At 39.0% G+C, this 13,115-nt stretch carries 6 protein-coding genes; 1 reads left to right on the top strand and 5 read right to left on the bottom strand.

The window, feature by feature from the left end; genetic code table 11:
* Positions 1 to 227: 227 nt before the first annotated feature.
* The 5 genes from AACW45_RS05165 to AACW45_RS05145 form a co-directional block, all read right to left on the bottom strand.
* Positions 228 to 1,487, bottom strand: a complete 1,260-nt coding sequence (locus AACW45_RS05165) for an RNA-guided endonuclease InsQ/TnpB family protein (protein ID WP_190631734.1) — start codon at positions 1,485 to 1,487, stop codon at positions 228 to 230.
* Between the two features lie 107 nt (positions 1,488 to 1,594).
* Positions 1,595 to 2,326 (bottom strand): peptidylprolyl isomerase, encoded by a 732-nt coding sequence (locus AACW45_RS05160; RefSeq protein ID WP_190631896.1) that lies wholly within the window; start codon positions 2,324 to 2,326, stop codon positions 1,595 to 1,597.
* A 725-nt stretch (positions 2,327 to 3,051) separates the two neighbouring features.
* Positions 3,052 to 3,468 carry a HetP family heterocyst commitment protein gene (locus AACW45_RS05155; RefSeq protein WP_190631732.1) on the bottom strand — a complete coding sequence of 139 codons (417 nt, stop codon included), beginning with the start codon at positions 3,466 to 3,468 and terminating at the stop codon, positions 3,052 to 3,054.
* 36 nt (positions 3,469 to 3,504) lie between these two features.
* Positions 3,505 to 5,076, bottom strand: a complete 1,572-nt coding sequence (locus AACW45_RS05150) for an HlyD family efflux transporter periplasmic adaptor subunit (RefSeq protein WP_190631730.1) — start codon at positions 5,074 to 5,076, stop codon at positions 3,505 to 3,507.
* Positions 5,077 to 5,842: 766 nt separating this feature from the next.
* The gene (locus AACW45_RS05145; protein WP_190631728.1) at positions 5,843 to 9,052 is read right to left on the bottom strand and encodes a peptidase domain-containing ABC transporter; all 3,210 of its coding nucleotides are present in this window, start codon (positions 9,050 to 9,052) and stop codon (positions 5,843 to 5,845) included.
* A gap of 1,643 nt (positions 9,053 to 10,695) precedes the next feature.
* Between AACW45_RS05145 and AACW45_RS05140 the strand changes: the two genes are divergently transcribed.
* Positions 10,696 to 13,107, top strand: coding sequence for a sucrose synthase (locus tag AACW45_RS05140; protein ID WP_190631726.1), 2,412 nt, complete (start codon positions 10,696 to 10,698; stop codon positions 13,105 to 13,107).
* Positions 13,108 to 13,115 lie beyond the last annotated feature (8 nt).

Here is a 13,115-nt window from a genome sequence, read left to right as displayed (position 1 = left end):
TGATTTATTATTTAAGCGCATGTGCTTCTAACATTGCAGTCAACAGTCAACCGTCAACAGTCAACCGTCAACAGTTAACAGTTAACCGTCAACAGCCCTCACAATAGATTGCATTCTAGCGAAAATGCCAAATTGGCACCCCACTAACAGTTAGTAAAATTAAAATAAATTAGATAAACGACTTCAAGGGTATTGTTATCAGGGTCTACCAAGCCGCTCTGTTAAACCTACCCAAAATTACCCAAGTCTAGACTTAACTGGACAATGGTAGTTTTGGTGTTAACTTCCTGTTTCATAGTGGTCTTAGGATGACTCCTAAGAGGTTTTTCCACTCCGCAAGCTGACACGGTAGAGCTTACCGCCAAATCTGAGCATTTTGGAATATAGATTCCATCAAACCAACGCTCTAGATTCTTTGATGCGTTTAAATCTCTATCCTCAATGTGATTGCATTCTGGACAGACGTAAACGCGATTTTTCAACGGCATCTTATGACGATGCTGACCACAATTAGAGCAAATCTGAGAACTAGGAAACAACCTATCTACTAGCGTTAATTTACTAAAGAATTTCTCGGTTTTGTACTCTAATTGACGTTTTAATTCATACATACCACAATCAGCGATTGCACCTGCTAACTTATGATTTTTCAAAAATGCTTTGATTGACAAATCCTCTATTTTTATCTCGCTGTGGTTTTTAGCTAAAAAGTGGGTCAATTTGTGAATAGCATCTTTACGAATATTGCTGATTTTGGCGTGTATTTTACTTAGTTTCTTAACAGCTAATCGCCTATTTTTAGAACCTTTCACCTTACGACTAACACTACGCTGTAAACGCTTCATACGCTTATTCATGCGTTTGTAAGCTTTGGGATTTTTAAACACTTTACCATTGCTAGTTACAGCTAATTCTTTGATGCCAATATCAACGCCTACAATAGGTCTATCAGCATCAACAGATGGTTTTTCAATCTCATACTTGATTGAAATAAACCATCTGTCAGCTTGGCGTGAAATGACACAATTATGAATGAGCGTACATGGTAATGGTTCAGCTAATTTTACCCAGCCAATAGAAGGTAATTTAACACGCTTACCATCATTTTTAATTAATGGTTTTGCTTTGGTTCCAGCTTCTAAATAGAAAGAATCACGTTGACCTTTCTTTTTGAAAAGAGGTTGTTTTGATACCTTTTTAAAACATCTATCCCATGCTTGGCGTAAATCTGTTAATGCTTTTTGTGGTACGTTCTTGTTAGTTTCATAATACCAATAATTAACAGATTTAACCTCAGCAATCAACTTTTTGTGTAAATCAATTGCCGATGGTATTTTAATCGACTTGTCACAAGCGCGAAGTTCTAACACTTCTTTTATGTGAGCATTCGCCCAATTATAAGCATGACGCGCTACACCACAAGCTTTTTTGAATGATGTTTGTTGCTTGTTATTTGGTATCAGTGCTGTCTTGAAACTAAGTAACATTGCTCGACCTCCAATGTTTTATGTGTACATTCCGGTAATTTTGTCTATATCTGGGTAGAATTTAGCTTACAGTTTCAAACCCTTAAATCAAAATAGTTGATTTATTACTAAGCATGTAAAAGATAGTTTAGTTCTGCAGATAGCCATTCTTTAAACATTTTATCCAAAATCTCTTGATGTCTTTCTGGCGTTAACTCAGCCGGAATAAATTCTTCTACCATAAAAATGTAACTGGCTTGGTCTACAATCAGCGGCCCTAATAAATCTCCTGGTCTAGTACTAAACACAACTGCTGCGATATCTGGCTTCAAATTCCAGCGATAAAATTTGCCTTCATAACCACAATTAATGCGGCGTCTCTCATCAATATCATAAATGTGCGCAGCTTCATAAAAGCTGAGTTCGCCTTCTTCAATTTGATAACAAATCTCTTGAGCTAATTGTATATGTGGGACTACTATCTGATAAAGAATAACTTGATCGTAATCAAGCTGATTTTCAGAAAAATATTTTTCCACATCTTTGTTAAATAAAATCTGCGATAATTTTTTACTCAACAAACTATCGCGAATTCCCGCTTCCCAATCATCCGCAACAATTAGCTGATCGGCTAGCCATGCTAAAGTATCGCTGGCTTTGACTAAACGATTTTCATAGCGTAGTCTATCCGCTTCTGTTTGGATTTCTTCAGGAGTTAATGTTATTTCTCTTTCTTGGGCTGCACGATTAATAATTTTTTGATATAAAATATTATTACATAACTCTTTAACCTGTAAAGTCTTTTTGAGATATTCAATAATCTCTTCGGGAAAAATAATATGTCCTTTGAAGTCAATCATTTTTGTCTGTGTTGTCATTGTTCTAAATTTTGAGTAAAAATTGCCAATTGTAAGATATTTAAATTATAAGAATCACTCACAGCCCCTTGTGCGATCGCTTCTCTACTTAGATTTCCAGCGTCTAAGTTGCATAACTACTAATAAAGGCTGTTATCCTGACGATGGATCGTGCAACTTAAAAGCAGAATTTATTTGGACATATTAATCCACAGTAGAAAAAGTACCTTCTACTTGAGAAAATTAGCTTTCACACAGGGCAGATTAATTTATATTTATAGATTAAAGAATTCTGCCAAAAAAAGGTGGTCATTTTGGCGAAAAATATATTTATTTATCTGTATTTATCTGGATATACTTACTAGCTGCATCCAAATTGGTGAGAAAAAAATCTCAGGATATGTAGTATTTGTAGGATTGGTATTGCTACGTATATTGCAAAATTTATACCAATACTGCTAACTAAATAGGACTGACGCAGTGTCAGATATTTTTCATGCTTTTTGTCAATTGTCAATAGTCCATAGTCCAAAAACCTGAATTTTGACCATTGACTTTTGACTTTTGACCAGCCTTGTCAGGGTTTTTGTGTTCGGTGTGTAAGTCCTACTAAATAGATACCCGACTTTTTGAAAAAGTCGGGGAGCTGAACAATATGAAAAATCCTCATTGAGTGAATGAGGATTTGATCGGCTGTCAAAGCTCAAAAATCTAGCCCGCAGTTGCAGCTATTTTAAAGAATCGCGAGAATGGGTAATCAGGTTTTGATTAACGGCTTCGGGAAACAACAACAAATTATTACCGCCTTTGAGACTAGCCTGTTTTTTATCAGATGTTTCCAGATAATCTAGGTCATGAATTTTATTTAACCCCTGAGAACCACCGTTGTTAGAGGAAAGGTTAGCTGACAAGCTTCTATTAGTAGTTGAGACAATTGTACTTTGAGGTTGGCTATTTTCTTTAATTAAACGGCTATAAGTTCTTTGGGGAATAAAGTGCAGGGGATTGTAACCCACAAAACGGAGTAGTAGGACACAAGCCCAAGAATATCTACCTTCAGTAATAGCTTCTATAACTTGATTCAATTGTTCAGAACTAATAGCTTTTTGATAATTTTTTGGTTGAGAGGAAACTTGGTAGCTCATACAATTAACCCTTATTTTACTAGACTACATAGAAGTTTATAAATTGAGTCCGCCTTTTTGTAGCTGCTTAATTGGTTCTAGCAGCATATCTGCAATGCGACGGCGACGGATAATAATCTCCGCACTAGCTGTCTGACCGGGTTTAAATTGGATAGTTTGCTGGCGTGTTTTCACATAATTCCGGTCGAGGGCGATTCCCACCCGGTAGACAGCTCCTAGTTTTTCATCGGGCTGACTATCTGGGGAAATAGAGATCACTTTACCTGTAATCACACCATAATCTTGGAAGGGATAAGCATCAAATTTCACTTTGGCGGTGTTTCCTACTTTAATAAAGCCGGCTTCTTGAGTAGGTAATACAGTCTCTAGAATTAATGGTGCATTTTCAGGAGCAACTTCCGCGATTATTTGTCCTGGTTGAACTACTTCTCCACTATTTTTAACATTCAAAGACAGAATCATTCCATTCACAGGAGCAGCTAAAGACAGCTGTTTTAACAGCGCTTTGGACTGTTGCAGAAGTTTTTCTGTCTGCTGCATTTTGGCGTACAACTGAGTTTTTTCTACTTGCAGTTTTTGAATTGTTTGTTGAGTCTGAATTTGGACTGTGTTACCTTCAGCTTGCTTTTGGGCAAGTTGTTCTTGTAGTTGTTGAGCTTCTGCAAGAACTTGGCGTAAGTCTGCTTGTAGTCGTTTGGATTCTGTGAGCGTTTGTTGGCTTTCTCCTATTTGTTGGGTAATAGTTCGTTGGCGATCGCCTAGATTTTGCTGTGCTTGAAATATTTGGTCTTTGGAGATTGCGCCTTGGTCTGCTAAAGATTTTAACCGTTCTAATCTTTCTTGTTCCGCACTGGCAGCCACATTTAGCTGGGCTACAAGTGATTTGTTAATTTCGACTCTTTGTTGTCCTTGGGCGATCGCTACTTTTTGACTCTCAATTTTCGCTTCAGCTTGATTAATAACTGCTTCTTGCGCTTTGATTTCTGCATTATTAATCGCTAGACGGGTTTTCGCTTCTAATTGAGTTTTGTCTATTAAAACTTGAGTTTGAATTAATTGTGTTTTATAAGAGGCAATTTCTTGCGCTAACCTCTCAACTTCATTGACAGCAATTTCGCGGTCAAGTTGTGCTATTACCTGTCCTCTGGTTACCGTATCGCCTTCTTTGACATCCAGACGCGCTACTTTACCAGAGACTACTGTATTGATTTTATATGGCTTTCCTTGGGGGACTAATCTACCGGAAGCTTTACCTACTTCGTCAATTTGTCCTACTGTAGACCAAACTACAACAGAAATCCCAAACAGAATTCCCGCCAGCAGTATGTGATAGGGAAGAGCAGAGGGTGGATCGTCTAAAACTGTTTGTAAAGAAGTAGACCAATCACCTGATTTAGGTGGAACAGTCTGGGGAGTTGCTGGGGAAAAATCATCTGGGAAATTATGGCGCTGCTCCGTCGCTACCTCCGCAGAAGCAGCTGTTCCTCCATAAAGGTAGGCTGTTTCTTCGGCTAAATCTAGTAGTTGGTCATCTGCATCAAGAAATTTTTTCTTGATCGCTGATGATTCTACATGTCGAGCAACTAGGGATTTTAAAGGTTGTTTCATGGAAGCTCTCTATCATTGAAACTTCTCTCATTTAGCTACTTTTGCTCAGAAAATAGCTGTAATCAAGATGATTTTTTACCTGTAAGTAATTCAGGTTAAATGGAAATTATCTCAACATTATTGCTTGTTAAAGCTATCTTGCATGTCCAGCTATAAATCTACTACATCATCATAGGTTAGGGATAATAATTTATCTAAACACTTGGTAGTTCAAGTCTCCATATTCATCAACTTAGCTGGCTAAATTTTCAGTAATTACTACTTCTTATATCCATGCATAATGATTTCTGGAGACTCTATGATTCATTATGTATGTGCATAATTATATGATACTCTTTCTTACGAATGATGTTAGCCAAATTGGCTAGTTTTTTGACAGAAAAATGTAATCATCGGCACAATAATGGATTAAATTGATGTAATTGCTTATTTTTTCATGAAATCTTCACATTTATCACGTTATATCCTTGATTTAGTCGAAATACTAGTATGTTTCCTTTCTGATCTCAACCTGAATTTTGCAGTATTTAATCACCTAAACTAAACAATAACAATTATTTAATTAAATTATTTTGCAGAATTAATCATTCATAACTCCCCCCATTTTTTAAGTTTTTCTCAGAAAATCAGAAAAGTTGATGTTAATCACAATCGTTTGTCAATCCATAGTTTATAAAAATCATTGAGAATATTGGGCGGTTAACAAGTCCTGATTTGCATAGAGAAAACTTTGGCTATGCATCAATTTACCTAAATAACATTGATATTAAACATCTATTTGCTGTTGAGCTAGATGATAGTAAAGACCCTTGCTGGCAATTAGTTGATCGTGGGAACCTTGCTCAACAATGACGCCGCGATCTAGTACAAGAATGTTATCGGCATTTCTGACGGTAGAAAGACGGTGAGCGATGATAAAGGTAGTGCGATCGCGGCTGATGTATTGTAAATTTCTTTGAAAGCGGCGTTCTGATTCGGTATCTAGGGAACTAGTAGCTTCATCTAAAATCAAAATCCGGGGATTAGGTAATAAGGCGCGAGCGATCGCAATTCGCTGTCTTTGTCCCCCAGAAAGATTAGAACCCCGTTCCCCTACTTTGGTACTGTATCCCAAGGGTAAACTTTGGATGAAAGCGTGAGCTTCTGCGAGTTTACTGACTTCTACCACCCCTTCTAAGTTATATTCCTCCCGATATAAAGAAATATTCTCTAAAATCGTGCCTGAAAATAAAAAGCACTCTTGAGGAACTACACCCAATTGACGGCGTAAAGATTGCGGCGAAACATGGCGAATATCATGTCCATCAATCAAAATTTTTCCTGTAGTCGGATGGTATAAACCCTGTAATAAACTCACCAAAGTACTCTTACCAGAACCACTACGACCGACAATGGCTATTGTTTGACCTGGATGAGCTTCAAAGGAAATATTTTGCAGAATATTGCGATCGTCGTCAGAATTGTAACGAAAGGTAACATTTTCAAATTGCACATCGCCTCGGAGTTTCGGCAATACCATCAAAGATTTTTCCGTAGTTTCTTCCGGCTCGGTATTAAAAATATCATCTAACCGTTCTACAGAAACCATGACTTCCTGCAATTCATCCCACAAACCCACCAAGGACATCACCGGGCCAACTACGTTACCAATCAACATATTAAAGGCGACTAATTGCCCAATCGTCAGTTGGTCTTGAATAACTAGTGTAGCAGAATACCAGAGTAATGCCGTACTACCGACAGCATTAATTAATTCACTTACCACACTTAAACCAATGCCCAATTTATAACCGCGAAATTGAGCATTAATTGTACTGGTGAGATTGTCTTCCCATCGCCAGCGTAACTCGTGTTCGGCGGCTGCGGCTTTAACTGTAGCCACCCCTGTGAGCATTTCTACTAGGGTAGAACTTTGTTTAGCTGCTTCATTAAAAATTTCTCGCGACACTTGGCGCAGTATCGGACTAGCAAACACGGTCAAGAGGATTAAGGGTAATAGTATTGACAGCACCAATAAGGTTAATTGCCAGTTGTAATAGGCCATTAAACCTACATAGACTATTGCTGTTAACACATCTAACCAAGCACCAATCGCTTGACGAGTCAGGAAAGATTGAATTTTCTCGTTTTCTTGAACTCTGGTGAGGATATCGCCGACATGACGGGAGGCGAAAAACTGCAAGGGTAAGTTTAAAGCATGGCGGATAAATCCACTCACGAGGGTTAAGTCTACGCGATTGGAAAAGTTGACTAGCATGTATTGGCGCATACTTCCCAAAGCAATCCGCCAAACATTAAACACTAATAACCCCACCACCATGACTTGCAAGGTGCTTAAACTTTTATGAACTACGACTTGATCGAGAATAATCTGTGTAAATAAAGGCGTTACCAGACCAAATATTTGCAAAAGTATAGAGGAAGCAATGATCGGGATCAGCATTTTGCTATAGGGCAAAAATGCACCCCAAAATCTGCCTAAAGAAGGTTTACTATTAGGTGTTTGTTTTAACGCAGGTGTGGGGGTTAATAAGAGTGCGTATCCCGTCCAGTTAGCTTGAAATTCCTTCAGACTCAGCTTGCGCCGTCCCACTCCGGGATCGGAGACTATTACCTGATTTTTTTTGACTTTGTAAACAACTATATAGTGGTCTCCTTGCCAATGTGCAATCCAAGGATGCTGGCGATCGCTGAGGCGGTTAAAACTGGCGCGTACCGGTCGAGCTTGATAGCCTAAGGTTTCTGCTGCTGCGGCTAGGCTTTTGAGAGATGCTCCCCCGCGTCCCACATTGGCTAAATTCCGCAGAATATTAATAGTAAATTTTTTCCCCCAATATTGGGAAATCATCGCCAAGCAAGCTGCACCACAATCAGATGTACTCTGCTGTTGAATGAAAGGATAGCGTTTACCAAACCAAGGACGGCGGTATTTATGGGGATGGGGAAAGGGTATAGATTGCGAGTTGGGTTGGAGGGTGGGAGCTGGTTGTTCGGTTTGTACCTTGGGTGTTGGTTGCTCAAATAATAATGTCGGGGCGATCCGGCGAGGGCGATGGGGCGAGGCTCCATTGAGATCAGCATCAGCGATGGTGGGAACGATGGCGATCGCTGTTTCCCAATGCTCTAGGGGTAGTTTATAAGCGACTAAATCTGTTTGCGCTATCCAATCGTCGGGGATTTCTTGGGGATATCCCCAACTGTCGCCTATTCCGATTGCTGGTTGTGATGGGTTGTTTTGAGCGTGAATCTCACCACTACGTAAAAAGAAGCGTCCGCTATTGGCTGGGGTTGCTTGGGTTAGTACAGAGCCTGCGGGGATGTTGATTTGTTGTAAGTAGGGTAAAAATTCTTTGAGGGTATGGCTGGAAAGTGATGTCTGACGCCCAGTTCCTTTTTTGAGGCTAGATTGTTGTTGGCGCAGATCCTCCTTGATAACGGAACTTCCGCGCTGTTTTTGTAAATCGACTGTAGTTTTAAAGAACAGCAACATTTGCCGGGTAGCTGTGGTGCGTTGCAGGTAATCTGGGAGTTGGGGAATTTGGGCGCACCATGTTTGCAACTTAGCTGTAGAGATAAAGGCGATCGCCCCTGTACTAGCAGCGATCGCTTTGTAAGCTAAAGGGCGATCGCTAAATAACTCATCTGTACCAAAGCTATCTCCTGCTTCTAGTAATCCAGATGGTACTTCTCGTTGTGCCGCAACATCATACCCAACTAATCGCACTCGACCTGCACAGACTAGGTAAAAACCCTGGTGATTTTGTTCAGATTGAACAGATTTGTCTTCACTGGGGAATGTATTATATCTGACAATCTCCTGTCCCAAGGAAAAAGCGTTAATTGCAAATGCTTGACTAAAATTCGTGACTAAATTTTTATTTTCCGAGAGTATATTGAGTAATATCTCTTCTAGAAGCTGATGTGATTCGCTTTGGACATCACCAATACCTGCTTCTGCGTCTAATATTTTCTTCATAAAACACCCATACCCAACAGAATTTTTTTAAAAAAAAGTTTTCTATATCCAATGCTTGTTAATTTGTCAGCAGACAAAACTGGGGAATTATTCACTAGCAGTGTCATCCATATATCAATTGATAGTTATTTAGGTAATTGATTGACAACTGAACTACTAACAAAAATCCCCACAGTATCTATGGATCGTCACTATAAAAGTTACGTCAGCAACAATTCTGGTTTAGGCACATTCACAACTTGGAAGTCATACCTTGATGAAGATAAATTCAACCCGAAATGACAACTAGATCCATTCATTTAGGCGATCGCTCAACTGACGCAAAAAAAATGTTATTTGCAGTTAGTATTAACAACTTTCATCCTCCCAATCCGGATTAGAGCCGCTAACTACAAAGAAAAAACTGTCATTTTTTCGGAAAATTGCGTCAGTCTTCTAGGCATTCACTAATGAAAGACTAGTAAACTGTCTTAGAAAATAGCAATTAAGACAGCTTGCACCTCGATAAGATTGGTACTTTACAGTTGTAAACAATGTATTTACAAGATATTTTCGGATACATAAGATGCCACCTGGGAAAAATTAGCTAGCCGAGTCGAAGGGTTTTAAATATATTGCTGCTGTTTAGGCTTCTACGTACACACACACAAGAATACTACGCATTTCATAGTTGCTTTGTCAAGAAATGGCAACTTGAAAAAGCCCGCTTATACGTGGTTTACGGAATTCTTCACCATATCCTTAAAAAGTCAGGGCTATTTATAAAATTTTGGTAAAAGTCAGACCGATCTAAATTCAGTAAATTTAATTTAGGTGTATTATTTGCAACTTTTAACTTATTCAGTATAAAACTGATAATGTAAAGTACAAAAAGTTAAGTATTGATTAATTTTAAGTTAAAAATGCTCTAAATAATTATGTAACTGCAAGTATAAGTCATATGAGCAAAGGGTTTGAGCCGACTTTATTATTTCTTACCTATTTGCCTGTATTTGTACTTTTTTATTTATATGTCTGCAATATCTACCTTAAGGATGAGGGCTTAAAAGGATTTATATGACATGCAATCTAATTAAACATTTTGATGTAGATCGCAGTAGTCCATCACATTAATGTTGACTGGTTGCTGGTGTTTAAATCCCCGACTTAGGGACTTCCAGAAAATAAATTGTCCCATTTTCATAGTGGCAGATTCTTTCTCCTCTGCTTCCTCTGCCTCCTCTGCATACACAGCGATGGAATATTTTTTTAGTTGGAAGTCCCTTACCCGACAAACCGCCCGCAGGGTAGCCGCTCCGCATCTATAGACATTTAATTTGCAGATTAAATTTTATCAGTCTCTTGTGGGGTGGGCAGCGTTCGACTGAGCGCTCACGCCGAAGTCTTGCCCGCCCACACAATACAACTTAAATGCTGATTAGCTGATTGCGATCGCTAAATTTTCAAAACCTCATCCTCTAGCTAGACGAGAGAGGCTTGACTGGTTTTTTAAAATATGAGGGGAACTACACCTCTACAACCAATATGGCTCAGTTAACCATAATTTCAGGATAATTTCAGGTTTTTGGCGCTAACTGAACCGTATTACCTCTGAAGAGACAACTAATGAGGTCGTGACCTACTGCTATTTCTAGGGCTGAGTCATGTATGAACTAGTTCAAGCTGCCTTAAACAGTGATGATAAAATTGCTCTGCAAGAGCTAATTTTGGCACTTAAAGCCACTGGGAAGCCTTACTTCCTCAGAAATGAGATTTTACAAATCTTTGCTGACTATTGCCAGCAATCCCATCGTCCTATATACTTTTATTATGCCTCTGCTGTGGGCAAAATCATTAACTACTGTCATGAAATCATCTTAGAAAATGACAGTACTTGGTTTGTCGTTCGTCCCCGGATTGCGAGTCAGGAGGTGTGGCAATTAACAGGCGAGGGTGATGATTTCCAGCAGATGACACCCCAAGCCATACTAAATGTGAGAGACCGTTTAGTTAATCGCTACCAACCTCACATTTTAGATATAGATCTGCATCCCTTTTACGCTAATTCACCCACAATCAACGATCCGCGCAACATTGGTCAAGGGTTAAGTTTTCTCAACCGTTATCTATGCACTCAGGTATTAACAGATCCGCAATACTGTTTAGAGGTATTATTCCAGGTACTACATAGATTAAATTATGATGGCATTGGCTTGCTAATTAGCGATCGCATTACCTGTGGCGCACAACTAGCAGCAAGTATGCAGCAAGTACGCAAATTTTTGACTCAGCTAGATCCTGACACCCCATACACAAAATTTCGCCCTGACTTAGCAGAATTTGGCTTTGAGCCAGGTTGGGGTAACACAGCTTCCCGCATCAGCGAAACTTTAGAACTTCTGCAACGCTTAATTGAAAATCCCCAACCAGGACTTTTAGAAGCATTTGTAGCGCGGATTCCTGCTGTCTTTCGTGTCGTCTTAATTTCCATACATGGTTGGGTAGGACAAGAGAGAGTGCTTGGTAGAGATGAAACCTTAGGCCAAGTTGCCTATGTTCTTGAACAAGCGCGGAGTTTAGAGAACCAGCTGCGTCAAGAAATGGAATTAGCTGGTTTGGATATTTTAGGAATTCAACCCCATGTAGTCGTTCTCACCCGATTAATACCTAACTGCGAAGGTACATTCTGTAATTTAAGGCGAGAAAAAATCGCTGGTACAGAAAACGCTTGGATATTGCGGGTACCTTTTAGGGAATTTAATCGAGAGATTACCGATAATTGGATTTCTAAATATGAGATTTGGCCTTATTTAGAAACATTTGCTCATGATGCAGAAACAGAAATATTAACAGAATTCTCCGGTAAACCCCATCTATTAATTGGCAATTATACCGATGGTAATTTAGTCGCTTTTCTATTGGCGAAAAATTTGAAAGTTACCCATTGTCATATTGCGCATATTTTAGAAAAACCCAAAAATTTATTTAGTAATCTTTACTGGCAAGATTTAGAGGAGCAATATCATTTTTCTGCCCAATTCAGTGCCGATTTAATTAATATGAATGCAGCCGACTTTATAGTGACTGCATCCTACCAAGAAATTGTTGGTACACCAGAAACCATTGGTCAGTATGAATCCTACAAATTTTTTACCATGCCGGAGTTATATCACGTAATTGACGGCATAGATTTATTTAATCATAAATTTAACGTGGTGCCGCCGGGAGTAAGTGAAGATATATTTTTTCCCTACAGCCAATCTCTAAACAGAGATACGCAACTGCAAGCCCAAATTCACGATTTACTTTTTTACCGTCAAGATACAGATATTTTAGGCGATTTACATCAGCCAGAAAAACGACCAATTTTAACGGTAGCACCGATAATTTCAATTAAAAATTTAACTGGTTTAGCTGAATGTTTCGGTGAAAGTAAAGCCTTACAAGAACATTGCAATTTATTTATTTTAACTAGCAAGTTGCATACATCAGCCGCCGCCAACCCAGAAGAAGCAGCAGAAATTCAAAAACTGCATGACATTATCAATCGCTACCAGCTTCACGGTCATATTCGCTGGTTGGGAATGCGTCTGTCAAATCAGGAGATTGGCGAAGTCTACCGCCTAGTAGCAGATAAAAAGGGTATTTACGTCCACTTTGCCCGCTTTGAGGCTTTTGGCAGAAGTATTTTAGAAGCGATGATTTCTGGCTTACCAACATTTGCGACTCAATTTGGCGGCGCTTTAGAAATTATTGAAGAGCAAGAGCATAAATTTGTCCTCAATCCGACAGATTTAATCGGTTCTGCTACTAAAATAGATGATTTTTGTAGTCAATGCGATACTAATCCCGAATATTGGCAAGAAATTTCCGATTGGGCGATTCAACGAATTCGCAACAAGTACAACTGGAAATTACATAGCAATCAGTTAGTATTGCTAGCGAAAATTTATAGCTTTTGGAATTTCGTCGCCCCAGAAAACACCGAAGCCAGATTGCGTTATATGGACACACTATTCCATTTAATTTATAAACCCAGAGCCGACAGGATTTTAGCAAAGCACATGCATCGTTAGGGACAAGG

The sequence above is a fragment of the Calothrix sp. FACHB-168 genome (assembly GCF_963889195.1).
GTDB classification, from domain to species: Bacteria; Cyanobacteriota; Cyanobacteriia; order Cyanobacteriales; family Nostocaceae; genus Aulosira; species Aulosira anomala_A.
This window is presented reverse-complemented; position numbering and strand designations above follow the sequence as displayed.

Bases quoted from the DNA above. Each gene is read 5' to 3' on its own strand.
- AACW45_RS05140 (WP_190631726.1), top strand. From the start codon at position 10,696: ATGTATGAACTAGTTCAAGCTGCCTTAAACAGTGATGATAAAATTGCT.
- AACW45_RS05160 (WP_190631896.1), bottom strand. From the start codon at position 2,326: ATGATTGACTTCAAAGGACATATTATTTTTCCCGAAGAGATTATTGAA.
- AACW45_RS05155 (WP_190631732.1), bottom strand. From the start codon at position 3,468: ATGAGCTACCAAGTTTCCTCTCAACCAAAAAATTATCAAAAAGCTATT.
- AACW45_RS05150 (WP_190631730.1), bottom strand. From the start codon at position 5,076: ATGAAACAACCTTTAAAATCCCTAGTTGCTCGACATGTAGAATCATCA.
- AACW45_RS05145 (WP_190631728.1), bottom strand. From the start codon at position 9,052: ATGAAGAAAATATTAGACGCAGAAGCAGGTATTGGTGATGTCCAAAGC.
- AACW45_RS05165 (WP_190631734.1), bottom strand. From the start codon at position 1,487: ATGTTACTTAGTTTCAAGACAGCACTGATACCAAATAACAAGCAACAA.